This is a genomic window from Mesorhizobium sp. M0514 (assembly GCF_040321145.1).
Taxonomy (GTDB): Bacteria; Pseudomonadota; Alphaproteobacteria; order Rhizobiales; family Rhizobiaceae; genus Mesorhizobium.
The window spans coordinates 1-23,689 of sequence record NZ_JAMYQZ010000064.1; the positions used below are offsets into that span (position 1 = coordinate 1).

General features: G+C 63.8%; 20 protein-coding genes and 1 pseudogene. 14 read left to right on the forward strand and 7 right to left on the reverse strand.

The features are described 5' to 3' along the window. The first annotated feature begins 60 nt into the window (after window positions 1–60). The gene (locus NKI61_RS23105; RefSeq protein WP_352840948.1) at window positions 61–1,122 is read left to right on the forward strand and encodes a Gfo/Idh/MocA family oxidoreductase; all 1,062 of its coding nucleotides are present in this window, start codon (window positions 61–63) and stop codon (window positions 1,120–1,122) included. Between the two features lie 30 nt (window positions 1,123–1,152). Then, entirely contained in the window at window positions 1,153–2,151 is a 999-nt protein-coding gene (locus tag NKI61_RS23110) for an ABC transporter ATP-binding protein (RefSeq protein ID WP_023668840.1), read from the forward strand. 26 nt (window positions 2,152–2,177) lie between these two features. On the opposite strand, the gene NKI61_RS23115 is transcribed toward NKI61_RS23110, so the two are convergent. Genes NKI61_RS23115 through NKI61_RS23135 form a run of 5 tightly spaced genes read right to left on the reverse strand, consistent with a single transcriptional unit; the run spans window position 2,178 to window position 7,003 of the window. Further along, the gene (locus NKI61_RS23115; RefSeq protein ID WP_023696938.1) at window positions 2,178–3,071 is read right to left on the reverse strand and encodes an ROK family protein; all 894 of its coding nucleotides are present in this window, start codon (window positions 3,069–3,071) and stop codon (window positions 2,178–2,180) included. After that, window positions 3,068–3,871: an alpha/beta fold hydrolase gene (locus NKI61_RS23120; protein ID WP_027049253.1), complete on the reverse strand. Its 804-nt coding sequence runs from the start codon at window positions 3,869–3,871 to the stop codon at window positions 3,068–3,070. Before NKI61_RS23120 ends, NKI61_RS23115 begins: the two co-directional genes overlap by 4 nt. Then, window positions 3,868–4,704 carry a sugar phosphate isomerase/epimerase family protein gene (locus tag NKI61_RS23125; RefSeq protein WP_023696939.1) on the reverse strand — a complete coding sequence of 279 codons (837 nt, stop codon included), beginning with the start codon at window positions 4,702–4,704 and terminating at the stop codon, window positions 3,868–3,870. The genes NKI61_RS23120 and NKI61_RS23125 overlap by 4 nt, the downstream gene beginning before the upstream one ends. Beyond that, entirely contained in the window at window positions 4,704–5,783 is a 1,080-nt protein-coding gene (locus tag NKI61_RS23130; protein ID WP_023822107.1) for a Gfo/Idh/MocA family protein, read from the reverse strand. The genes NKI61_RS23125 and NKI61_RS23130 overlap by 1 nt, the downstream gene beginning before the upstream one ends. Window positions 5,784–5,797: 14 nt before the next feature. Beyond that, complete coding sequence (locus NKI61_RS23135) at window positions 5,798–7,003, reverse strand: ROK family transcriptional regulator (RefSeq protein ID WP_352840951.1); 1,206 nt, start codon at window positions 7,001–7,003, stop codon at window positions 5,798–5,800. A 169-nt stretch (window positions 7,004–7,172) separates the two neighbouring features. On the opposite strand from NKI61_RS23135, the pseudogene NKI61_RS23140 reads away from it, so the two are divergent. After that, window positions 7,173–7,352 (forward strand): annotated as a pseudogene (locus NKI61_RS23140) (ATP-binding cassette domain-containing protein); the annotation flags it as partial. A gap of 81 nt (window positions 7,353–7,433) precedes the next feature. Here NKI61_RS23140 and NKI61_RS23145 read toward each other — a convergent pair. Then, a complete protein-coding gene (locus NKI61_RS23145; RefSeq protein ID WP_352840954.1) occupies window positions 7,434–9,236 on the reverse strand; it encodes a dipeptide ABC transporter ATP-binding protein in 1,803 nt (600 codons plus the stop codon). Window positions 9,237–9,427: 191 nt separating this feature from the next. Between NKI61_RS23145 and NKI61_RS23150 the strand changes: the two genes are divergently transcribed. The 8 genes from NKI61_RS23150 (at window position 9,428) to NKI61_RS23185 (ending at window position 17,920) form a co-directional block, all read left to right on the forward strand. Further along, window positions 9,428–10,786, forward strand: coding sequence for an LLM class flavin-dependent oxidoreductase (locus tag NKI61_RS23150; protein ID WP_352840955.1), 1,359 nt, complete (start codon window positions 9,428–9,430; stop codon window positions 10,784–10,786). 15 nt (window positions 10,787–10,801) lie between these two features. Next, window positions 10,802–11,578 carry a DUF427 domain-containing protein gene (locus NKI61_RS23155; protein ID WP_352535482.1) on the forward strand — a complete coding sequence of 259 codons (777 nt, stop codon included), beginning with the start codon at window positions 10,802–10,804 and terminating at the stop codon, window positions 11,576–11,578. Between the two features lie 35 nt (window positions 11,579–11,613). Next, window positions 11,614–13,257: an ABC transporter substrate-binding protein gene (locus NKI61_RS23160; protein ID WP_352840957.1), complete on the forward strand. Its 1,644-nt coding sequence runs from the start codon at window positions 11,614–11,616 to the stop codon at window positions 13,255–13,257. 37 nt (window positions 13,258–13,294) lie between these two features. Beyond that, a complete protein-coding gene (locus NKI61_RS23165; protein WP_031195253.1) occupies window positions 13,295–14,254 on the forward strand; it encodes an ABC transporter permease in 960 nt (319 codons plus the stop codon). After that, window positions 14,251–15,132 carry an ABC transporter permease gene (locus tag NKI61_RS23170; RefSeq protein WP_352840964.1) on the forward strand — a complete coding sequence of 294 codons (882 nt, stop codon included), beginning with the start codon at window positions 14,251–14,253 and terminating at the stop codon, window positions 15,130–15,132. Before NKI61_RS23165 ends, NKI61_RS23170 begins: the two co-directional genes overlap by 4 nt. A 100-nt stretch (window positions 15,133–15,232) precedes the next feature. Then, on the forward strand, window positions 15,233–15,718 hold the full coding sequence (locus tag NKI61_RS23175) for a hypothetical protein (protein WP_027049258.1): 486 nt from the start codon (window positions 15,233–15,235) through the stop codon (window positions 15,716–15,718). Window positions 15,719–15,883: 165 nt separating this feature from the next. After that, a complete protein-coding gene (locus NKI61_RS23180) occupies window positions 15,884–17,323 on the forward strand; it encodes an aldehyde dehydrogenase family protein (protein ID WP_027049259.1) in 1,440 nt (479 codons plus the stop codon). A 15-nt stretch (window positions 17,324–17,338) separates the two neighbouring features. Further along, window positions 17,339–17,920 (forward strand): DUF1349 domain-containing protein, encoded by a 582-nt coding sequence (locus NKI61_RS23185; protein ID WP_027049260.1) that lies wholly within the window; start codon window positions 17,339–17,341, stop codon window positions 17,918–17,920. A 19-nt stretch (window positions 17,921–17,939) separates the two neighbouring features. Here the strand turns inward: NKI61_RS23185 and NKI61_RS23190 are convergent, their stop codons facing one another. Further along, on the reverse strand, window positions 17,940–18,719 hold the full coding sequence (locus NKI61_RS23190) for a helix-turn-helix transcriptional regulator (RefSeq protein ID WP_352840966.1): 780 nt from the start codon (window positions 18,717–18,719) through the stop codon (window positions 17,940–17,942). Window positions 18,720–18,828: 109 nt separating this feature from the next. Here NKI61_RS23190 and NKI61_RS23195 point away from each other — a divergent pair, with 109 nt between their 5' ends. The 3 genes from NKI61_RS23195 to NKI61_RS23205 are packed head-to-tail and all read left to right on the forward strand — an operon-like array spanning window position 18,829 to window position 23,687. Beyond that, window positions 18,829–20,988 carry a hydantoinase/oxoprolinase family protein gene (locus tag NKI61_RS23195; protein WP_023694215.1) on the forward strand — a complete coding sequence of 720 codons (2,160 nt, stop codon included), beginning with the start codon at window positions 18,829–18,831 and terminating at the stop codon, window positions 20,986–20,988. A gap of 12 nt (window positions 20,989–21,000) precedes the next feature. Then, window positions 21,001–23,205 carry a hydantoinase B/oxoprolinase family protein gene (locus tag NKI61_RS23200; RefSeq protein ID WP_023738083.1) on the forward strand — a complete coding sequence of 735 codons (2,205 nt, stop codon included), beginning with the start codon at window positions 21,001–21,003 and terminating at the stop codon, window positions 23,203–23,205. After that, window positions 23,202–23,687, forward strand: a complete 486-nt coding sequence (locus NKI61_RS23205) for an acetone carboxylase subunit gamma (protein WP_023729650.1) — start codon at window positions 23,202–23,204, stop codon at window positions 23,685–23,687. The genes NKI61_RS23200 and NKI61_RS23205 overlap by 4 nt, the downstream gene beginning before the upstream one ends. The last annotated feature ends 2 nt before the right edge of the window (window positions 23,688–23,689 follow it).

Below are 23,689 nucleotides of genomic sequence, written 5' to 3' on the forward strand. Positions count from 1 at the left end.
AAGCGCCGGGTGGGGTGACACCCTCTCAGAAGGAACAACTGGAACATCTGGAGTAGTTAGGTGACCTCTAAATCGCCCCTTCGCGTCGTCGTCGCAGGCCTCGGTAACATGGGGCGTAGCCATGCGCTGGCCTACCACACTAATCCGGGCTTCGAGATCGCGGCCCTGATCAACCGCTCCGACGTGCCGTTACCGGACGGGCTGTCGGGCTATGGCATCAGGCGCTCCTTCGACGACGCGTTGCGCGATGAAAAGCCGGATGTCGCCTGCATCGCCACCTATTCCGACAGCCATGCCGACTATGCGGTGAAGGCATTCGAGGCCGGCTGCCACGTCTTCGTCGAGAAGCCGCTCGCAACGACGGTGGCGGACGCCAAGCGCGTCGTCGCCGCGGCCAAGGCCAATGGCCGAAAATTGGTGATCGGCTACATCCTGCGCCACCACCCGTCCTGGGTCAGGCTGATCGCCGAGGCGCGCAAGCTCGGCGGCCCTTACGTGTTTCGCATGAACCTCAACCAGCAATCGTCAGGCCCGACCTGGCAGACGCACAAGCAGTTGATGCAGACGACGTCGCCGATCGTCGATTGCGGCGTGCACTATCTCGACGTGATGCTGCAGATCACCGACGCCAGGCCGGTCGAGGTGCGCGGCATGGGGCTGCGGCTGACCGAGGAGATCGCGCCGACAATGTACAATTACGGCCATCTCCAGGTGCTGTTCGACGACGGCTCGGTCGGCTGGTACGAGGCGGCTTGGGGCCCGATGATCTCGGAGACAGCGTTCTTCGTGAAGGACGTGATTTCGCCCAATGGCTGCGTGTCGATCGTCATGAAGGAAGGTGTGAAGTCGGACGACATCGACACCCACACCAAGACCTCGACCATCCGCCTGCACAGTGCGGCGACCGGCGCGGACGGCAAGTTCGCCAGGCCGGACGAGATGCTGTCGATGGACGGCGAACCCGGCCACCAGGACCTCTGCGATCTCGAACAGGCCTTCGTGCTGAAGGCGATCCGGGAAGACATTGACCTGACCCGCCACATGGACGACGCGGTGAAATCGCTCGCCGTCTGCCTTGCCGCCGATGAGAGCGTGAGCAGCGGCGCCCCAGTTAAGCTCTAGTAGGGCAAACTCTAGAACAAGGACGAAGCCGTGGGCTCGCTGGTAATCGAGAATGTGAAGAAGGCCTTCGGGCCGGTCGAGGTGCTGAAAGGCATCAACCTCGAAGTGACCGACGGCGAATTCGTCGTCTTCGTCGGCCCATCTGGCTGCGGCAAGTCAACCTTGCTCAGGGTCATCGCCGGGCTGGAGGATTCGACCTCCGGCAGGGTGGTGATCGACGGCGCCGATGTCTCGGCCACGCCCCCGGCAAAACGCGGCATCGCCATGGTGTTCCAGACATACGCGCTCTACCCGCATCTGACGGTGAAGAACAATATGGGCCTCGGCCTCAAGCAGGCCGGCACGCCCGCCCCGGAGATCGAACGCCGCATCGGCGTCGCCTCGTCGATGCTGTCGCTGGAACCGTATCTCGAGCGGCGGCCGGCGGAGCTGTCAGGCGGCCAGCGCCAGCGCGTCGCCATCGGCCGCGCCGTGGTGCGCGAGCCAAAACTGTTCCTCTTCGATGAGCCCTTGTCGAACCTCGACGCAGCGCTTCGCGTCAACACGCGGCTGGAGATCGCGCAGCTGCATCGCCGGCTGAAGGCGACGATGATCTACGTCACCCACGACCAGGTCGAGGCGATGACGCTGGCCGACAAGATCGTCGTGCTCAACGCCGGCCAGATCGAGCAGATCGGCGGCCCGATGGAGCTCTACAATTCGCCGGCAAACGAGTTCGTCGCCGGCTTTATCGGCTCGCCGAAGATGAATTTCATCGACGGCGCCAGATTGGGCGAGACGGCCAAGACGATCGGCGTGCGGCCGGAGCATCTGACCGTGGATCCAAGGTCCGGCGCCTGGAAGGGAACGGTGGTGCATGCCGAACATCTCGGCGCCGACACCAACCTCTATCTCGACTGCGAAAAGGCCGGGCTGATCACGGTCCGCATTTTCGGTGTCTACGACGCCGAGCCAGGTGCGACGCTGTATGCAACGCCGGAGCCGGGTAAGACATACCGGTTTGGGGCGGACGGGAAGACGATCAAGTAATCCTTCGCCGACAGCAACCACGGCGATCACACCGCGCCGAGCAGCACCGCGCCATGGATCGCCGCCTGCCAGCCCAGGGCCGCCCAGCGTATGTCCAGAGGCTCTACAACAAGCGAATGCGGCAGGCTGTCCGCGATGCGCTGCTTGAGCGCCTGGCGGGGATAGGACTTCATGTCGACAATGCCGCCACCGATCAGGATCGTCTGCGGGGAAAACAAAGCGGCTGCCGTTGCGATGGTCACCGCCTGCTGCCAGACGATCTCATCGAGCCATTCGCGCAGCGACGGCGGCTGCCCGGTTGCCGAAAACAGCTCGGCAACCGGGATATCGTAGTCCGCGGCAAGGTCGACAAGCGTTGCCCCTGAGGCGTAGGTCTCGACGCGGTTTGGCGGTCCGCTTTCGTCAGGCCGGTAGATCGGCATATGGCCGATTTCCAGCGCCCAGCCGCCGCCCCTGAAAATGCCGTCCTTGCCGAGATAGGCCGCACCGATGCCGGTGCCGAGATAGACCGCCAGCACTTCCTTTTGCCGCTTCACTGCGCCGGCGACGCTTTCACCGAGCAATTGCAGCACGACGTCGCGTTCGAGCCGCACGGGAACGCGGAGCCGCGATGCCAGTTCCGTACCCAGCCGGATGCCGTTCAGCTCGGGAATGTTGGCCGTGTGCAGCACCGTGTCGAAGTCGCGGTCGATGAACCCAGGCACCGTCGCAACGACCCGTGCAGGTTTGAGCCCGGCATCGCGGCAGGCTGCGGTGACCGCATCGGCCAACCCCGCCACAGGCGCGCCCTTGCGCAGTTGCGCGGTCGGGTAGGTGCGGGCAAAATCCACCGGGATGCCGTGGTCGGCAAAGCCAACCTTGACCGACGTGCCGCCGATCTCGACCACGGCGATCGTGTCGTCCATCGTTTGATGCGTCATGCGAGCGGTTCCAGGAATTCCGAAAGACAGGCGCGGAATTCCAGCCGGTAGGCGGCGCGATCCTGCGATTTGGCTGTGATGGTGCAAAGCCGGGCCGACGGAATGAGTCCGGCCAGCGTCTGTGCGTCGGCCAGGCGATGGACGAGGTCATGGTCATGGCCGATGACAAGAGTCGGCACCGCGATAGCGCGGATGTCCGCCTCGCTCACGCCGGGACCATCGCCGGCGATCGCCGAAAGCAGCCTACCGAACAGAACCGGGTCCGGGCGATTGAAGAAGCCTTGCAGGCTGGCGAGATTGTCCGGCGCCAGCCTGGCCAGTTCGCCGGCAATAGCGCTGTCATCGAACAGACGCCTGGCGTCTTCAGGCGAATGGCGCATCAAGAGATTGCCGACGACGGCATAGGGCTTCATATTTTCCGGAGCCGCCTGGGCTACCCAGGCGGGCCGCGCGAGCACCAGCGCGCGCACGCGGGCCGGCTTATGCACCGCCAGGCGCAGTGCCAGCGCCGCGCCCATCGAAATGCCGCCGACGACGGCCGGACCGATGCCGAGATCGTCGGCCAACGCTTCAATGTCCTCGGCAAACGTCGCGATCGAAAGCCGCTCGACCGGCCCGTAGCCGGATCCACCCTGGCCACGGCATTCGAGCGTCACCCGCCGGGTCACCGGCAGATCGGGAAACACGTCGGCGACCTGCGCGTCGTCGCCGCCTAGGCCGTGCTGAAAGATGAAGGGAGGCCCGGCGCCGACGTCCCGGTAGGCAAGGTCGACGCCATCTCGGCTGAAGGTCTTTTTCACGTGTCGTCGCTCGCTTCCAGCACGGTGCGCAGAAAAGCGCCGACGCCGGGCGCCTCGGCCTCTGTCAGGCCATGTGTGATCAAGGGGCCGTCGAACCCGGCAGCCTTCAGGCGGCCGATGAAATGCGGGAAGTCGACCACGCCCTTTCCGGCTGCGGCAAAACTGCCATCGGCATGGCGGTCCTTGGCATGGGCCATGCCGATCTCGGCGGCCAGCAGATCGATGGCTTCGTCGATGAGGCGATGACGCTCCGCGCTGTCGGCCACTTCGAACAGATTGGCCGGATCGAGCACGATGCGCAGCCGCGTGCTGTTCATTTCGTCCAGCAGGCGGCGTGCGGCCCGGGCGCTGGAGAGGACATTGGCCAGTTCCGGTTCGATGCCAAGCTCGATGTCGAAGCGCTCGGCAATCGCGATCGCCGCTTCCATCTCCGTCCGCAGATCGCTCCATGCCGCCTCGCTTGCATTGTCGGGATGCCAGCGCCACTGATCCTGCGCATCCCTTGTGCCGGTGCACAGCGTAATCAGACGGGTGCCCATATCGGCGCATGACGCGGCCAATACCTCAAGCCGGGCGAGTCCCTGGATGCGAACCGTGCGATCCGGGTGGATCATGTTGTAGGTTCCCGAAACCGCCGCGATCGAAACGCCGGCCTCGCCGCTCGCCTCAGCGACGGACCGGGCCGCGCCGAGCTCAATGCTGTCCGGCATCGACGGCAGTCCAAGGCACGCCATGTTGAACTGCGCCGCCGTGTAGCCGCCGTCCGCGACCGCGCGCAGCACCGGCAAGGCGCCGGTGGTGGCGAAGGTCTTGGCGAAAATCCCAAGCTGCATCACACGACCCCGTCGACATCGGCCAGACGGACGGCGCGGCCGCCGGCAGCGGCCGAGCGGGCGATGGCCGCCATGCCCCTGACCGAGGCGATGCCGTCCTCGATGCCGGCGCCGATCATCGGCGCGCCATTTAGCACGACATCGGCAAAGCCTTCGAGCTGCCGGCGATAGAAGTGGCCATCCGCGCCAAGCGTCCGGTGCCAACTGCCATCGGCCTCGCGGAAAATGTCGACCTCGCTGCTCTTGTAGTACCAGGGGTTATAGGTCTTCGCGAGAACGCTGCCGTTCTCGCCGTAGATCTGGAACCCTTCGTGCCAGTCCATGCGCACGGCGACCGTCAGGTCGAGATGGCCGATCGTGCCGTCGGCGAAGATGGTGGTGATGAACCAGCAATAGGCGCCATAGCGCTCGGTGAGCCGGGCCTCCACCGCCTCGATCGACCTGTGCAGATGGCGCGCCGTATCAAGGAGATGGCTGCCATGCGCCAGCATGTAGTATTGGCGCAGATCCGCCTTGGGATTGACGGCAGGCTTGCGCGCCTTGGCGCTGGTGATGATCAGCGGTTGCACTGCATCGGTCATCGGGTAGCGGTGGGTGCTGTCGCAGTACCAGCCTTTGAACGCCAGCCGCTCGCCCATTTCGTCGTCGACGAAAGCCTTTGCCGCCTGGATGCCGGGATCGAAGCGCTTCATATGGCCGACCTGAAGCACCTTGCCGCTCTTGTCGAGCGTGGCCCGCAAGCCTTCGACCTCCTCGACCGAAACGCCCAGCGGCTTTTCGCAAAGCACATGCTTGCCGGCATCGAGCGCCAGTTCCGCGGCCTTGACGTGAAAAATGTCCGATGTCGCGATGATGACGGCATCGAGATCGGGATCGGCCAGCATCAGGCCGTAGTCGGCATAGGATTTTTCAGGCTCGTAGGTCGCGGCCATCCTGTCGCGCAGATCGTCGGCGACATCGCAAATGGCATAGAGATCGGCATTGCGTGCCTTGGTGCAGGATTCGAAATGCGCCGCCTGGGCAATCGGACCGCAGCCGAGCACGCCGACACGCAGCCGCTTTTCGTCTTTGCGAGGCATTGAATCTCTCCTGATTAGCGCGCGGCGAGGCCGCGAAGTTGAAATTGCGGATCGCCCGACAAAGCTGCCTGATGCAGCAGACAGGCAGCGCCCAATGCCGGACCGTCGGCCCCGACGCGCGACAGTTCGACCGTGGGAACGGGGTAACCTTCAGCCAGGAAGTCCAGCAAGAAAGCTTCCACCTGCTCGGCGACAAAGGGATAGACAGCATTGACGGAGCCGGAGAGGATGATGCGCTCCGGCTGCAAGGTGCAGGCAAGTGTCGCCAGGCCGCGGCCGAACCAGAGCGCCCAGTCGCGCGCGGTGGCAACGGCTGCCGGATCGCCGCCGGCCAGCGCTGCGACAAACTCATCCACGCCGGCGCGCAGTCCGCTTATGTGCAAATAGCGAGCCAGTAAAGCATCCTTGCCGACATAGGATTCCAGTCGGCCCGGGCGCTTCGCGTCGAAGACAAAACCTTCGTCGCCGATGCGCAGATGCCCGATTTCCCCGGCGCCGCCGAGCCGGCCGCGATGCAGCCTGCCGGCATTGATGATGCCGCCGCCAACGCCGTTCTCGATCAGGATGACCAGAGCATCCTCATGGTCCTTGCCCGGCTGCGCCCGGTATGTCTCGGCCACCGCCACGGCATTGGCATCGTTTTCCAAGAGGATCGGAAAGTCCGCGCCAAAGGCAGTGCGCAAAAGCTCCGCCAGATTGACCCCGTGCCAGCCAAGGATGGTGGCATGGTATGAAATCCCGTCGGCGGCGGGGAAGCCGGGCACGGCGACATTGAGCCCGTAGGGGCGCGTGCCCGCAGGCAATTGTGAGCGGATCTCGGCGACGAGTTCCCCGATGATGTCGACCGCGGCTTCGGGCGTGCTACCGGGGCCGGCAAATGCCCTAGAGGCGCTCGCACGCCGCGCGCCGGCAAGGTCGACAGCCACGGCTGCGATCCAGTTGACGCCGATATAAGCGCCAAGGAAGAAGCCGCCATTGCCGTCGATCTCGACAAGGATACCGGGACGGCCGACCCGACCCTCGCTATCCTGCTCGTCGTCCGTTCCATCCGACCGCTCGCGCGCCAGACCGGCTTCGGTCAGCCCCAGCACCAGGGCGCCGGTGGTCGACCGGGTCAGGCCGAGATCGCGTGCGAGCGCCGCTCGGCTCGACGCGCCGACACGAAACAGCGCCGCAAGTGCCCGCGTTTCGTTCGGCCGAAGATCGGTCGACACCAGCACGTCGTTCTCCACAATTTGTTTGATTATCATACTAATAGAATTTCTAGGCGGTTTGAAAGGCCCAAGGTTGGGTGCATTGCAACAAATATTCAGCATCCCCAGGCCCATTGACCCAAGTTTCAAACGATGATTTGTATCAGAAACTTACAAATTGGCATGGGAGGATGCGATGCCGGTTCTAGCGCGTCTCGAACACATCGTGAAGGATTTCGGTGCCGTCCGCGCGCTGGACAATGTCTCGCTCGACATCAACGAGGGCGAGGTTCTCGGCCTGATGGGCGACAATGGCGCCGGCAAATCGACGCTGGTCAAAACCATCGCCGGAAATTTCCGGCCGACGTCCGGCACCTCCCAAGCCTGTCCTCCGGCGCATCGGCCGGGGGACATCTCTTCGAAGGCAGGCTTGCAGTTGGGCCGGCCCGCTTCGCAATCAGAGACTGCCTGTGTCCCTCCAGCAGGCGATCAGATGACCGTCGCCGGCCTGCCTGACGGGTGGTTGCGCCTTTCGGCAATCGGGCAGCGCGACAGGACAGCGGGCGGCAAAGGGGCATCCGGAGGTCTCGGCATCGTGTGCCGCGACGTCGAGCTGAGCCGGAGCCTTCGGCGCCGTCTCATCCGAGGACGCGGCCAGAAGCAGCTTCGTGTAGGGGTGGTTGGGGCCACGGAAAATCTGCTCGGATGAGCCGGTCTCGACCAGCCGGCCGCGATAAAGCACGCCGATCCGGTCGGCCATATAGCGCACCACCCTGAGGTCGTGGCTGATGAACAGATAGGTGGTGTCCTTGTCGCGCTGCAGGTCGTTGAGCAAATTGAGCACGGTCGCCTGCACGGAAACGTCGAGCGCAGAGGTTGGCTCGTCCAGCACCACGAGCTTCGGCGCGCCGGCAAAGGCGCGCGCAATCGCCGCACGTTGGCGCTGGCCACCAGACAGCGATCTCGGCTTCTGGTCGACGGTCGTAGCGGCAAGACGAACCGAGGCCAGGAGATCGGCGACACGCTGCTTCACCTCGCTGCGGCCAAAGCCGGCGAGCCGCCGCAGCGGACGGCCGAGGATCCTGCCGATCCGCTGGCGCGGATTGAGCGTGCGGTCGGGTGACTGGAACACCATCTGCACGTCGCGGCGTTCGCTCAGGCTTCTTTTCTCGACGCGCGGCGCGACAGTGCTGCCGAACAGCTCGACCGACCCAGCGTCCGGCGTCTGGAGGCCAGTCACGATCCTTGCCAATGTCGACTTGCCGGAGCCGGATTCGCCGATCAGCCCGAACGTCTCGCCCTGGGCTATCTCCAGGTCGATATCGTGCAGGACGGCCTGGGAGCCGAAGGCGCGGCTGATGCCTTTGCAGGCGACGGCGATCGGACGTGCGGCTTCCGGTTGATCGCTGCGGACAGGCTTCGACGGGCCGGTTGTGTGCATCTCGGCCAGCCTGCCGTCGCGCTTGGTGAAGTTGAGCGCCGGGATCGAGGCGATCAGCGCCTTGGTGTAGGCGTGAACAGGGTTCTCGAAGACATCGTTGGCGATGCCGCTTTCGACCACCGTCCCCGACTGCATCACGGCCACCCGATCGCAGGCCCGGCGGACCATGTTGATGTCATGGCTGATCAGCAGAACGCTGGTTTGGTGATCGCGGCGCAAGTCCTGCAGGATGGCGACGATCTCGGACTGGACGCTGGCGTCAAGCGCCGTCGTCGGCTCATCCAGCACCAGCAGCGACGGGTCGAGCGCAATGGCAATCGCGATGTTGGCGCGCTGCTGCATGCCGCCCGACAATTCGTGCGGATAGAGATCGAGCACCCGCTCCGGATTGCTCACCCTGACGCGGCCGAGCAGCTCGGCGGCGCGGGTGCGTGCTTCGTCCTGCCGAACCGGGCGATGCCGCATGATCGTCTCGGTGATCTGCCGGCCAATCGTCATGGCCGGATTGAGCGCCGCACCCGGATGCTGGTAGACGGCCGCGATGCGATCGCCCCTTAGCCGGCGCAGCTGTTCGCCGGAGAGATTGCGGATCTCGCGGCCCTGGAACTCGAGCGCCGACGCGGCGATCCGGGCGTTATTCGGCAGATAGCGCAGAATAGCGAGTGCCACCGAGCTTTTGCCCGAGCCGGACTCGCCGACAAGGCCGAGCGCTTCGCCTTCGCCGATGGTGAGCGACACGCCGTTGACGGCCGGATGCGATCCCCGGCGTTCATCATAGGCGACGGTGAGCTGCTCGACGTTCAGAACCGATGACGACATGTCTTGCTGAAACCACTTTCTTTCGGCGCGGTCTTCGAGGGCAATCGCTTCCGCTTTCGCGCCGCACAATCTCTATAAAATTACTCGAATTAAGCTGGAGCGCAATCTACCTTTCACCGCTCAGGAGAGATTGTCGCAGCCGGTCGAGGCATCGCGACGGTCGCCTGAAGCAGTTCTGCAAGGAGACCGGCATGGCACGCGACCACATGATCCTCAGCGCGTTTTTCTTCAATCCGCAGGGCGATCATCGCATGTCGTGGCGCCATCCGCGCGCGCCGGGCCGCGAAGTGCTCGACTTCGACTTCTACCGCGATCTCGTCCAGTCTGCCGAGCGCGCCAGGATCGATACGATCTTCGTCGCCGACCATGTCGCGATCTGGGATTCCGTACAGAGCGGCGTAGCCCATTACGCCAATGCCCGCCTGGAACCGCTGACGCTGTTGTCGGCGCTTGCCGGCGTGACCAGGCATATCGGCCTCATCACCACCGCCTCGAGCTCCTACAGCGAGCCCTATAATGTCGCCCGCATGTTTGCCTCGCTCGACCATATCAGCAAGGGCAGGGCGTCTTGGAATGTGGTGACGTCGGCCATGGACGAGGAGGCCCGCAATTTCGGCCGCGACGGCAATATCGAGCACGCCTTTCGCTATGAGCGCGCCACCGAATTCCTCGATATCGTCAAGGCGCTGTGGGACAGCTGGGAAGACGAAGCCCTGCTTATCGACAAGGCATCGGGCTATTTCGCCGATCCCGACAAGGTCCATGCGATCAACCACAAGGGCCCGCACTTCAAGGTGCGCGGACCGCTCAATGTCTCGCGCCCGCCGCAGGGCCATCCGCTGATCGTCCAGGCCGGCTCGTCCGAAGACGGCAAGAATTTCGCTACCGCGCACGCCGATGCGCACTTTGCCATCTACAGCACCAAGGAAGACGGCATCAAATATAGGCAGGACATCAACGAGCGCCTCGCCCGTTACGGTCGCAAGCCCGAGAGCTTTAAGATCCTGCCGGGCATCCTGCCGATCGTCGCATCTTCCGAAGCGGAGGGACGCGAGCGGCAGGAGTATCTGCAGAGCTTGCTTCCCGATAGGGTCGGCATCGACCTTCTCTCGAGCTGGAGCGGCGTCGATCTCTCCGTATATCCGCCGGACGGCCCGCTGCCGCCGCTGCCGGACGAGAGCACCTTCAATGGCGGCCGCACCTCGCTCAATCGCGTCAAGGAATGGTCGAAGCAGAACCTCACTCTGCGCGAGATCGCTCGCAAGCTCGCCAACAGCGGTTCGGTGCCGACCGTCGTCGGCACACCGAACCAGATCGCCGATCAGCTGCAGGACTGGTTCGAGGCAGGTGCCGCCGACGGCTTCAACCTGATGTTCCCGCTGCTGCCGGAGGATTGGGTGAATTTTGCCGAGCAGGTCGTGCCGGAACTGCAGCGCCGCGGCGTATTCCCCACCGAATATGCGCCGGGGACGCTGCGGGACCGTTTCGGCCTGGCGCGGCCGGCCAACCGCTTCACCGAACAGCGCGACAATGTGCGCGCCGTATCCTGACTTGGAGCAATTGGTATGACCGCAGCGCCAAAACTCCAGCCCCGCGAAGCCACGGCTCCGCAACTCATCAATGTTCTGCACAGCCCCAAGCGCATTCGGGTCAAATTCGCCGGCCGCACCATCGCCGACAGCCGCAACGTCCTGGTGCTGCGCTCCAACCATTTCCTGCCGATCTATTTCTTCCCGGCATCCTCGGTGGACCGCTCGCTCTTGAAGCCGTCCGAGCATAGCCAGCCCCATCCCGTCGGTGGCGAAACCACCTATTGGAACCTGGAGACGGGAGAAAAAGCTTCGCCCAACGCGGCCTGGTCGCTTGTCGCGCCGCCGGATGAGAGCCTGTCGCCGCTGGCCGGACGCATCGCCTTCACCTGGAAAGCGGTCGACCAATGGTTCGAGGAGGAGGAAGAAGTCTTCGTCCACGCCCGCGATCCATACGCACGCATCGATGTGCTGCAGAGTTCAAGTCACGTCCAGATCTGGTTCGACGGCGAACTGATCGCCGACAGCCATCGCCCGGTGCTGCTATTCGAAACGCATCTGCCGACGCGTTTCTACCTGCACCCGGACGATGTCAGGCTCGACCGGCTAACCGCTTCGGACAGCACGACGCGCTGTCCCTACAAGGGCATCGCCTCCTACTGGTCGGGCCGGCGCGCCGACGGTTCGGTAAGCCCCGATGTCGCCTGGAGCTACCGCGATCCCATTGCCGAAATGCCCAAAATCAGGGGCCTCATCGCCTTTTACCCGCAAGCCGTCGACCGCATCCATCTCGACGGCGAACCAGTCGCTTAAGCCATTCAACAGTCATTTCAGACAGGGGTTTCAAAATGACCAAACGCAACGATATCGATACGCTTCGCAATCTGTCCGGCGACATCTGGAACGTCGCCGTCGATGAGCACCAGGCCGGCTTCCTCAAGCGCCGCGATCTCCTAAAATACGCAGCCTTGATCGGCCTCACCGGCTTTGCCGCCTCGCAGGGACTTGTTGGTTTCGGCACGGCGCGCGCTGCCGGCGCCGGCGGCACGGTCCGCGTTGGGCTCGGACAGCCGACCAAGGCGATCGATCCCGTCTCCATCACCGATCCGGCCAGCATCGGCGTCATCAGCCAGGTCGGCGAATATCTCATCCTCGACGATCCCAAGGACGGTCTGCAGCCCAAGCTCGCTCTGTCGTGGGAGGCCGACGAGACCGCCAGCCGCTGGACCTTCAAATTGCGGCCGGGCGTGAAATTCCACGACGGCCGCACCGTCACCGCCAAGGATGTGGTGGCGAGCTTCGAGCGGCTGGTCGATCCGGCCAGCGGTTCGTCCGCTTTGTCGGCCTATAAGGGCATCCTGTCCAAGGGCGGCGCCAAGGTCGTCGACGACCAGACAGTCGCCTTCGACCTCGACGGGCCCAACAGCAACTTCCCCTTCTATGTCTCCTCCGACGTCTACAATGCCGTCATCCTGCCGGCCGACTATGCCGGCGATTTCGAGAAGAATTTCAACGGCACCGGCCCGTTCAAGCTCGAATCCTTCCGCCCCAAGCAGGGCGCCAGCTTCGTGCGCAACCCTGACTATTGGGGCGACAAGGCGCTGCCCGACCGCGTCGAAATCAAGTTCTTCGACGACGAGCAGGCGCAGGTGCTGGCGCTGCAGGCCGGCCAGCTCGACGTCATCCCGAGCACGACCCGGCTGGAATTGGCGATCGAGGGCAATCCCAACTTCAAGCTGCTCAGCGTGCAGGCAAGCTCGCATGACGAGGTGCATCTGCGGACCGACCAGGCGCCGTTCACCGACAAGCGCATCCGCCGCGCACTGGCGCTCACCATCGATCGCGAGGCGGTGGTCAAGGGCTTGCTCAAGGGCCGCGCCATTGTCGGCAACGACACGCCGTTTGCGCCGATCTTCCCCTCGGCCGATCCGTCGGTGCCGCAGCGCAAGCAGGACATCGCCGAGGCCAAGCGCCTGCTTGGCGAGGCCGGCGTGCCGAACGGCTTCCCGGTGACGCTGACCACCGAACGCGCCTATGACATTCCCGACTATGCGGTGCTGATCCAGAACTTCGCCAAGAAGGCCGGCATCGACATCAAGCTCAACGTGCTGCCGCAGGACGCCTATTATGGCTCGGCGAAGTTAGGCTCGTCGCCATGGCTCGATTCCAATCTCGGCATCACCGATTTCGGACATCGCGGCACGCCCGACATCTTCCTCAACGCGACGCTGAAGAGTTCGGGCGCCTGGAACGCCGCGCATTTCAACAACCCGGCCTATGACGGGCTGCTGCTCGAATACGGCAAGGCCCGCGACCTTCAGGCGCAACGCCTTGCCGCGGGCAAGATCCAGACCTTGCTGCTGGATGAGACGCCGCTGATCATCAGCTACTTCTCGCAATACAGCCGGATCGTCTCATCGAAGGTCGAGGGCGTCCGCTTCACGGCAATCTCGCATCTGCTGCTCGACCGCGTGACGTTCGCCCAGGCATGATTGCGAGACGTCCAGCCACTCCGGGCACCGGAATCCGATGCTGACCGGCCGCACTGTGTCGGTGCGGGCAGCCTCGCTTCTGCTCACGCTGTGGTTGGTCAGCATGCTGGTGTTCTTCGCCGGGCAGGTTCTGCCCGGCGATGTCGGCCGCCTCATGCTCGGACCGTTCGCCGATGCCGAGGCCGTCGCGGCGCTGAACAGGCAGCTCGGCGCCGACCAGCCGGTGCTCGTGCAATACTGGCACTGGTTCAGCAGCGTGCTGTCAGGCGACTTCGGCACCTCCCTGTCGCTGCGTTTGCCGGTGGCGCCCTTCGTTCTGGAAAGCTTCAAGCGCTCGGCGGCCCTTGCCGGAATTATCCTCGTCTTTCTGCTGCCGCTGGGCATCGGCGCCGGCATCGTCGCCGGTCTCAACCAGGGCCGCTTTATCGACCGCCTGATCGTACTCGCCGGCGTGTCCTTCGGCATTGTCCCGGACTTCGTCTCCGGCCTGCTGTTGCTCATCGTCTTCGGCCTGTGGCTGAACTGGTTCCCGATCACCGGCGCTGCTCCCGATGGCGCCGGGCTCTGGGTCAGTGGCTATTACCTGATCCTGCCGGCGCTGCCGCTGGTGCTGAACCTTGCCGGCTACATCGCCCGCATGACGCGGGCCGGCGTGATCGAGGCGCTGGCCGCCGACTATACGCGCACCGCCGTCCTGAAGGGCCTCGAGCGTCGCGAGATACTCATCCGGCACGTGCTGCGTAATGCGCTGACGCCGACCATCGCCGTGCTCGCGACCCAGACCGGTTACATGCTGGGTGGTCTGGTGGTCATCGAAGCGCTGTTCGGCATACAGGGCCTCGGCAACCTTGTCCTCAACGCCGCGAAGGCGCGCGATTTCCCGATGCTCGAAGCCGGCGTGCTGGTCATGGCGACCATCTTCGTGCTGTCGGCCGCGGCAGGCGATCTCGTGAATGCCTTGCTCGATCCGCGGCAGCGCCGCCGTGTCTCGCCATGATGGAACTGATGGAATTGCCGGAGCGCCGTACGCTGCGCTGGCGGGCAGCAAGTCGCATCCGCGAGACTGTTTCGCAGCTGCCGCCCTCGGTCATCATCGGCTCGCTGATCCTGCTGTTCTGGGTCGGCTGTGCCGTGTTCGGCAGCCTGTTTGTGCCCTACGATCCCTATGCCGAGGATTTCCTCGTCATGCTGGCGCCGCCCGACGCGGCGCACTGGTTCGGCACCGACCAGCTCGGTCGTGACGTGCTGTCGCGCATCGTCGTCGGCTCGCGTGACATCCTGCTGGTCGCGCCGGCAGCAACCCTGCTCGGCGTAGCCGCCGGCAGTGTGCTTGGCCTCGTGCTCGGCTATTTCGACGGGCTGATCGACGCCATCGGCGCCAGGCTGCTCGACACGCTGATGGCTTTTCCCTTCATCGTGCTCGTCACCATGACGCTGGTCGCGCTCGGGCCGTCCAACCTCACCGTCATCCTGGTGATCGGCATCGCCTATGCGCCGCTGGTGGCGCGAACGGTGCGCGCCGCCGTGCGCGAACAGCGCGAACGCGACTATGTCAGCGCCGCTCGTCTCGGCGGCGAGAGCGCTCTTTCCATCATGTTCCTCGAGATCCTGCCTAATGTCAGGGAAACCATCCTCATCGAGCTGGTCACAAGGCTTGGCTACGCCTTCTTTTCAATCGCCACGCTGAGCTTCCTCGGCCTCGGCATCCAGCCGCCTTCAGCCGACTGGGGGCTGGCGGTCGCCGACGGCTACGGCTTCCTGACCGGCGGCAAATGGTGGGTGGTGATATTCAACTCGGCGGCCATCGTTTCGCTGGTCATGGCAACCAATCTGATCGCGCAAGGCATGGGCGCCTTCGAAAACAGCGACCGATGAAGAGCGGAACGCTCAGCAAAGCTGACGCGCAATCGCGGACCGTGCGCTAAAATCGTTCCTCGTGATTCGGCTCTGACAGGGCCTCAAAGCAAGGAACGGCATGAGCAAGGCCCTCATTACATTCGCATTGGTCGCGGTGCTCACCGCATTGCTCATGGCGCTCAGCCTGGCGGTGGCCAGGCACGGCTATCCCTATGGCGCGATCGGCGTGCGGCGGCTGGACGGTATTGCCGATGCCGGCTCGTTCCTGCCGCTCGCCGCCGTCTACTTCTTCAGCGCTATGCTGATGATGATCCTGCCGATCCGGGCCGCCGGCATCGTCTTGACCCATGCGGCGGATGCGCTGTTCTGGGCGGTGATTGCCCTGTTCGCCACAATTGTCGGCTGTCTCGTCGCGCGCTGGGCTTTTGGCCAGAGCAGCGTGCTGTGGGCGCTGCTGAACTGGCGCTTCCTGTTCGCCGCGGCCATCGTCGGCTGCCATTTCACCATGAACGAGCTGCGCCGCAACATCCTGCTCAGGAGCTTGTTCTTCGTCATCTTCGCCGCGGCGACGCTGGCTTGCCTGTTCTGGACTTTTCCGACCTGACAGGGCCGCTTCATATTGTCCATCTTGAGGTCGCGGCTTTCATAGCCGCGCGCCATCGGCTATCCAGTCCGCAGCCAGATTTCAGCCCTCACAGTGTCGTCATTTGTCTGATAAATAATTCAGGCATACGGCACCCCCAGCGAACCAATACAAGGAAACCGCGACATGAGCCTGTTTCGTAAAAATCTGATCGATGGCGAGTGGGTGGGCGAGGCCGGCTCGCGCAACATCAATCCCTCGAACACGGGCGATGTCGTTGGCGAATATGCCTCGGCCGGCGCCGAACAGGCAAAGCAGGCCATAGCGGCGGCCAAAGCCGCCTTCCCGGCCTGGTCGCGTTCGGCGCCGCTGGTGCGCCACGCCGTGCTGAAAAAGGCGTCGGACGAGATCATGGCGCGCAAGGACGAGATCGGCCGCGCGCTGTCGCGCGAAGAGGGCAAGACGCTGGCCGAGGGCATTGGCGAGACCATCCGCGCCGCCCAGATCTTCGACTTCTTCGCCGGCGAGACGCTGCGCCTGTCGGGTGAATTGGTGCCCAGCGTGCGCCCGGGCGTCGGCGTCGAGATCACCCGCGAAGCCGTTGGTGTGGTCGGCATCATCACGCCGTGGAATTTCCCGATCGCCATTCCCACCTGGAAGATCGCGCCGGCGCTCGCCCACGGCAACACCATCGTCTTCAAGCCGGCCGAACTCGTTCCCGAAAGCGCCTGGACCATCGTCGACATCCTGCACCGCGCCGGCCTGCCGAAAGGCGTGCTGAATCTCGTGATGGGCAAGGGCTCGGTGGTCGGCCAGGCCATGCTTGACAGCCCCGACCTCAACGCCATCACCTTCACCGGCTCGGTCGGCACCGGCAAACGCGTCGCCGCCGCAAGCGTCGAGCATATGCGCAAGTTCCAGCTCGAAATGGGCGGCAAGAACCCGATGGTCGTGCTTGATGACGCCGACCTCGCCACGGCGGTCGAATGCGCCATCAACGGCGCCTATTTCTCGACCGGCCAGCGTTGCACGGCCTCTTCTCGCCTGGTGGTGACCGAGGGCATTCACGACCGCTTCGTCGCCGCGCTCAAGGAGCGCCTGGAAAAGCTCGTCATCGGCGATGCGCTCGACACCAAGACCCAGATAGGACCGGTCGTCGATGCGAGCCAGCTCAAGCAGGACGAGGACTACATCGCCATCGGCAGCCAGGAAGGCGCCAACCTCGCTTTCGGCGGCGAGCGGCTCGATCGCGAAACGCCCGGCTTCTACCTCCGGCCGGCGCTGTTTACCGAGAGCACCAACGCCATGCGCATTTCGCGGGAAGAAATCTTCGGCCCGGTCGCCAACGTCATTCGCGTCAAGGACTATGACGAGGCGCTTGCGGTTGCCAACGACACGCCCTTCGGCCTGACCTCCGGCATCTGCACCTCTAGCCTCAAGCATGCCACGCATTTCCGGCGCAATTCCGAGGCCGGCATGGTGATGGTCAATCTGCCGACCGCCGGCGTCGATTTCCACGTCCCGTTCGGTGGCCGAAAGGGATCGAGCTACGGCCCGCGCGAGCAGGGCCGCTATGCCGCGGAGTTCTACACCACGGTGAAGACAGCCTATACATTCGCCGGCTGATCGACGGGTGACCCGATGGCAGCGGCGAAAGAGGACCTGACCTGGCTCAACCCGCCGCCGCACCATGCCTTCGGCGATGGCATCGTGCATGTGCGCACCGGCAAGGAGACCGACTTCTGGCGCGAAACCTTCTACGGCTTCTGGCGCGACAATGGCCATTTCCTCTACCGGCCGGTCGACGGTGACTTCAGCGCCGAAGTCACCGTCAAGGGCGACTACAAGGTGCTCTATGACCAGGCCGGGCTGATGCTGCGGCTGAGTGAAACGCACTGGATCAAGGCCGGCATCGAATACACCGACGGGCTGGCTTACTTTTCGGTGGTGGTCACCAACGACACCTCGGACTGGTCGCTGCTCAGCATTCCCACCGGCCCCGACGGCGTGCGCATCCGGCTGACCCGCCATGCCGAGGCGATCCGCATCCAATATCTTGATACCATCGATGGCAAGTGGAAGCCGGTGCGGCTGGCTTATTTCCCGATCTCCAAATCCGTCGATGTCGGCATGATGTGCTGCTCGCCGCAGCGCGAAGGGTTTGAGGTAACATTCTCCGGCTTTACTGTCGGCCCGCCGATTTCCAGGCAATTGCACGACTGACGGCCATATCGATGGCGGACTAACCGTCTGCCCGATGCTGGAAGAACTGCAAAAACAGCTCCCGTTCGGTGGTGATGTCGAGCTTCTCATAGATGCGGCGGCGGTGGTTCTTCACCGTGCCGACGGCGATGCCGAGCCGTTCCGCGATGTTGGCGGTCGGATGTCCCGCCAGGATCAACTGCACCAATTCCCGCTCGCGCAGCGACAGCTCCGGCCACAGGCTCGCCGGGATGGTCGGCTCCTGCCGGGGCGAGGCGCCGGGGCCGGTCGGCGCCGATGTGCGGGAGAACTCGGTGCCGCGCGCCTGGATGTCGAGCGCATGCAAGGCCTCGAACACCGGCAGCCGCTCGTCCAGCAGGGCGATCTCGCTCTCCTTGAAGGTGGAGGTCGAGCGGTCGAGGAAGATGCCGAGGCACCAGTCGCCGCCATCGGCCAGCATGATGCCGACCTCGTCGCAGATTTCCGACTGCGCCAGGAAGCCCGCTATGTACTGGCCGCGCTTGGCCTCGTCATCGGCAAGCCGCTTCAGCGGCAGGATGCCCAGCCTCTGCTCACGCCGCCACGAGGCATAGAACGGGTCGAAGACGTAGTAATTGTCGAGATAGCGCCGGACCATCTCGTCGGAGAAGCGCCGGTGCTTGATGAATTCCGGCGTCTGCGTCGCCGAATATCGGGTCACGGTGACGAGATCGTGCTCGATGTCGGCGCCGATCAGGTCGATCAGGCAGTCGACATGCCTGTCCGTACCGGTGGCGGCAATCGCCTTGGCGAGCGGCCCCCAGATATTGCCCATGCGCATGCCCTTTTCTCAGCGATCCCGGTCCGGCGGTCATTGTGTCTTTTGGCACATGGCGCAAGGCCGCCCAAGGAATCTAGCTTGAGCATCCTAGAGCAATCCCGAGGCGACCGTGACACAACCCAACCTCACCAGTCCCATCGTCGGCAATCCAATCGTCATCGGCATCGACGCCGGCGGCACCATGACCGACACGATCCTTGTCGACCAGGACGGCCACTTCAAGATCGGCAAGTCGGCAACCACGCCCAAGAACGAGGCCGAAGGCTTCCTCGCATCGGCCGAAGACGCGGCCGACGCCTGGGGCATCTCGCTGGAGCAGCTGTTCTCCGGCGTCAACGTCGTGCTCTATTCCGGCACCGGCATGCTCAACACGCTGTTGTCGCGCACCGGGCGCCGGCTTGGCCTGATCACCACCAAGGGTCTGGAAGACATGATCCTGATGGGTCGGGGCCTGCAGGCCTGGGCCGACTATTCCTATGCCGACCGGCTGCATGCGGTGACCCACCATCATCCCGATCCGCTGGTGCCGCGCCGTCGCACCCATGGCGTCACCGAGCGCATCGACCAGTTCGGCGACATCGTGCTGCCGCTCTACGAGCATGAGGTCGCGACTGCAGCCAGGAAGCTGATCGCCGACAAGGTCGAGGCGATCTGCATCATGACGATCTTCTCGCACGTCAATCCGGTGCACGAAAAGCGCATCGCCGAGATATGCCGCGAGGAGGTGCTGAAAGCCGGCGCCGACATCCTCATCTACACCAGCCACGAGGTCCGCCCGGTCATCCGCGAACAGTCGCGGCTGAACTCGGTGCTGATCGAAGCCTACGCGACGTCGCGCGGCCGCAAGCAGCTTAGGGGTATCGAGGACGTTTCGAAAAAATACGGCTTCAAATACGGCGTGCAGACGCTGCTGTCCTTTGGCGGCCTGACCTCAATCAACCATCCGCGCCTGCACGAAACCATGATTTCCGGCCCGATCGGCGGTATTCTCGGCGCGGCCTATGTCGGCAAGCTCATCGGCAACGACTCCCTGATCTGCTCGGACATGGGCGGCACCTCCTTCGACATGGGCGTCATTTCGCGCGGCCAGACGCGGATCGAGAACGAGCCGCTGATGGACCGTTTCAAGCTCAACGTGCCGACGCTGCATCTCGACACGATCGGCGCCGGCGCCGGCATGATCCTCAAGGTCGACCCGCTGACCAAGAAAGTCTCGCTCGGGCCGGAAAGCGCCGGTTCCGACCCCGGCCCCATCTGCTTCGCCAAGGGCGGCACTGAACCCACCATCGCCGATTGCGACGCCATACTAGGCCGCCTCAACCCGTATTATTTCCTCGGCGGCAAGGTCGTCTTGCAGGTCGAGAAGGCGCGCAAAGCGTTTGAGGAAAAATGCTCCAGCATCCTTGGCGTCGGTGTCGAGGAGGCTGCCGAAGGCGTGATCGACATGCTGGAAGCCGATGCCAACAACGCGCTGCGCCGGGTCATCTCCGGCCAGGGCATCCATCCCTCGGAATTCACGCTGCTGTCCTATGGCGGCTCGGGTCCGCTGCATCTGGCCGGCTGCTCCAGGGGCATCGGCTTCAAGGACATCATCACCTTCCAGTTTGCCGCCGCCTTCTCGGCCTTCGGCTGCACCACCGCCGATTTCATGCGTCGGCATTCGGTCTCGACGCAGCACGACATCGGCGCCCGCGCAAGCGATGACGAGCTGCTCGCTTTCGGCAAGAAGGTCACCGACGTCTGGAATGATCTCACCAAGGCGGCGGTCGACGAGATGATCAGCGACGGCCATATCAGAGACAAGATCAAGACCGTGCCGTTCCTGATGATGCGCTACACCGGCCAGCTCGAGGATGTCGAGGTCATGGCACCGCTTGCCGAGGTCAATTCGGCTGACGACATGCGTAGGGTCATCGACGAGTTCGAGGCGGTCTACGCCAAGGTCAACCATCGCGTTTCGCGCTATGGCGAAGCCGGCTTCACCATCACCGAGCTCGGATTGATCGCCACTGCCGACAAGGTCAAGCCGGTGCTCTTGAAGCGCCCGCTCGGCAAGTCGGCCCCGGCAGCAGCGCACAAGGGCGTGCGCGAGGCCTATATCGGGGGACGCTGGCACAAGGCCAATCTCTACGAGATGGACCTACTGCAGCCCGGCCATGAGGTGATCGGTCCGGCCATCATCGAACATCCCGCCACCACGCTCGTTGTTCATCCGCAGGACCGTGTCCACGTGGATGAGTGGACGCTGCTGCATTACACCCATTCTTGAAAGGGCACCGCCATGTTGGACAGACCTGCCTCGGCCCTGCGCCTTCGCGAACGGCTGCTCGATTCAGAACGGCTGATGGAAGAGACCGGCTGCTATGACGGCATCACCGAGCTCACGCTACGCAACCAGGACCCGCTGAAATTCGAGACGCTGCACACCAAGCTGCGCGCCTATTGCGTCTCGGCCCGCGAAATGGCCCGCCGCATCTCGGCCTCGCCCGGCGTGCGCGAAGTCGGCGAAATGGTGGTGGCGATCTATACGCCCGAGGGCGATGCGATCGCGCTGTCCAACGGCATCATGGTCCACGTCCACACGATGAGCCGCTTCATCAAATGGATGATCAAGAACAATTACGAGGAAAACCCGAAGATCCGCGAAGGCGACATCTTTGCCAACAACGATGCCTTCATCGGCACCGTGCAGGTGCCCGACGTCATGGACGTGGTGCCGATCTTCCATCAAGGCACGCTGGTCGGCTGGGCCGGTGCGGTCTGCCACGAGCTCGAAGCCGGCGGCATCACGCCCGGCGGCGACGTCTGCTTGGCGCAGGAGCGCTTCACCGAAGGCCTGTTCGTCTGCGCCGAGAAGATCGGCGAGAATGACGAGATCCGCCGCGACTACGTCATCCGCTGCGAGCGCAATCTACGCATGCCGATCTACTGGGTGCTCGACGAGAAGGCCAAGGTCGCCTCCTGCATCGACATGCGCGAAAGCGTCAAGCAGCTGATCTCCGAGATCGGCCTCGACTACTGGATGAAGGTGTCGAAGGAGTTCATCGAGGAGGGCCGTCGCGCCCAGCTCGCCCGCACCCGCCAGCTCACCGTGCCCGGCATTTATCGTGGCCACACCTTCTACGGCCATGTCACGGCGGGCAAGCCCGGCTTCCAGCTGCTTGGCGATCCCGACTGGCTCTACAACATCCCGATCGAGATGGAGATCACCACCGACGGCAAGATCACCATGGACTTCGAGGGCACGCAACCCTGGGGCTACCATTCGATGAACTGCACGCCGGCCGGCATGGATGGCGGCATGTTCGTCACCTTGACCCAGCACATGAATTTCGAGGGCCTGGTCAATGACGGCGCCTGGATGGCGACCGAGCTGAAGCTGCCGCACGGCACCTGGACCAACCCCGACAATGAGATGGTGGCGACCGCCACATCCTGGGCGCTGCTGCTGCCGGCCTATGGCGTGTTCCAGCGCCTTTTGTCGCGCGGCTTCGTCGCGCGCGGCTTCGTCGAGGAGGCCTTCGTTGGCCAGGTCAACAGCCCGATGATCGAGATGGGCGGCGAAAGCCAGTACGGTACGCCGTTCGGCATGGCGCATTTCGAATGCGCCGCCGCCGGCTCCGGCGCGCTGGCCATCGCCGATGGCCTCGACACCGCCTATGTCGGCTGGAATCCGGAATCCGACATGGGCAACATCGAGGTCTGGGAACAATCGATGCCGATGGTCTATATCGGCCGCTCGATCGTCCCCAATTCAGGGGGCGCCGGCAAATATCGCGGCGGCTGTTCCTTCGTCTCGACCTGGCTGATCAACAAGACCTCGCACCTGCGACTGCACACCTCGGAACACTCCTCGCGGGTATTCGACAATGGCGGCATGTGTGGCGGCTATCCCGCGCCGACCTGCCAGAAGCATCGCGCGGTACGCAATTCCAACATCCATGAACTGGCGGCAAAAGGCGAACCGCTCGCGCATGCCCCAGGTATCGATCCGCATGTCTCCGACTACGAGAAGAACATCGGCGGCGACCATGCCGTGGTCGAAGGCCCCTACATCACCTCGCCGCACAAGTCGGGGGACATCTTCAGCCATTCCTACAATGGTGGCGGCGGTTACGGTGACGTGCTGGAGCGCGATCCGGTCAAGACCGCCTGGGATGTCGAGAACGGTTTTCTCACCCGCCAGGCGGCGATCCAGATTTTCGGCATCGTGCTGAAGGACGACGCCGAGGGTTATCCGGTTGCCGATATCGACGCCACCGTCGAACGTCGTGCCGCCATGCGCAGAGAGCGTCTGGCCAAGGCGATCCCGGTTTCCGACTGGATCGCTGCCGAACACGGCCGTGTCGAGAAGGCCGACTTCGCGCCCGAGGTGAAGAAAATGTATGCCAGCGCGATCAAGCTGTCGTCGCGCTTCACCAGGGATTTCAGCGATTTCTGGACCGTCGACGCCAGATCGATCTTCATGCCGGGAGCAAAGCCATGACCTCGTACAGCAAGGAAGTCCTCGGCGATCTCTCAGCCGGCAAGCTCCCCTGGCCTCAGACAAAGCGCATCATGAGCGCCTACAAGGACGACGACCGCTTCTTCAAGATGCTCGCCGTCTATCAGGACCGTGTCACCTGGAAGGACCCGATCCTGCTGCCGGTCTCGGATCACCTGTTCATCTGCCAGAGCGGCGACGAGCGCATCACCCGTTGCGAATGCGGCCACTCCTTCGGCGACTACCGCAAGAACTGGAAGCTCAAGGCCGCGATCAACGTGCGCAACACCGAGGCAGCGCTGCGCGAGATCTATCCCAACAGCGATATCCCCGATCCGCAATGGATGGAAATCCGCGAATTCATCTGCCCGCAATGCGGCACCATGCACGAGGTCGAGGCGGCAGCACCCGGCTATCCGATCGTGCATGATTTCGAACCCGATCTCGAAGGCTTCTACCGCGAGTGGCTGGGCAAACCGCTTTAGCG

Excerpts from the sequence above, each read along its gene's own strand:
- NKI61_RS23115 (WP_023696938.1), bottom strand. The coding sequence starts at position 3,071 with ATGACGCATCAAACGATGGACGACACGATCGCCGTGGTCGAGATCGGC.
- NKI61_RS23125 (WP_023696939.1), bottom strand. The coding sequence starts at position 4,704 with ATGCAGCTTGGGATTTTCGCCAAGACCTTCGCCACCACCGGCGCCTTG.
- NKI61_RS23130 (WP_023822107.1), bottom strand. The coding sequence starts at position 5,783 with ATGCCTCGCAAAGACGAAAAGCGGCTGCGTGTCGGCGTGCTCGGCTGC.
- NKI61_RS23145 (WP_352840954.1), bottom strand. The coding sequence starts at position 9,236 with ATGTCGTCATCGGTTCTGAACGTCGAGCAGCTCACCGTCGCCTATGAT.
- NKI61_RS23150 (WP_352840955.1), top strand. The coding sequence starts at position 9,428 with ATGGCACGCGACCACATGATCCTCAGCGCGTTTTTCTTCAATCCGCAG.
- NKI61_RS23155 (WP_352535482.1), top strand. The coding sequence starts at position 10,802 with ATGACCGCAGCGCCAAAACTCCAGCCCCGCGAAGCCACGGCTCCGCAA.
- NKI61_RS23160 (WP_352840957.1), top strand. The coding sequence starts at position 11,614 with ATGACCAAACGCAACGATATCGATACGCTTCGCAATCTGTCCGGCGAC.
- NKI61_RS23165 (WP_031195253.1), top strand. The coding sequence starts at position 13,295 with ATGCTGACCGGCCGCACTGTGTCGGTGCGGGCAGCCTCGCTTCTGCTC.
- NKI61_RS23170 (WP_352840964.1), top strand. The coding sequence starts at position 14,251 with ATGATGGAACTGATGGAATTGCCGGAGCGCCGTACGCTGCGCTGGCGG.
- NKI61_RS23175 (WP_027049258.1), top strand. The coding sequence starts at position 15,233 with ATGAGCAAGGCCCTCATTACATTCGCATTGGTCGCGGTGCTCACCGCA.
- NKI61_RS23180 (WP_027049259.1), top strand. The coding sequence starts at position 15,884 with ATGAGCCTGTTTCGTAAAAATCTGATCGATGGCGAGTGGGTGGGCGAG.
- NKI61_RS23185 (WP_027049260.1), top strand. The coding sequence starts at position 17,339 with ATGGCAGCGGCGAAAGAGGACCTGACCTGGCTCAACCCGCCGCCGCAC.
- NKI61_RS23190 (WP_352840966.1), bottom strand. The coding sequence starts at position 18,719 with ATGCGCATGGGCAATATCTGGGGGCCGCTCGCCAAGGCGATTGCCGCC.
- NKI61_RS23200 (WP_023738083.1), top strand. The coding sequence starts at position 21,001 with ATGTTGGACAGACCTGCCTCGGCCCTGCGCCTTCGCGAACGGCTGCTC.
- NKI61_RS23205 (WP_023729650.1), top strand. The coding sequence starts at position 23,202 with ATGACCTCGTACAGCAAGGAAGTCCTCGGCGATCTCTCAGCCGGCAAG.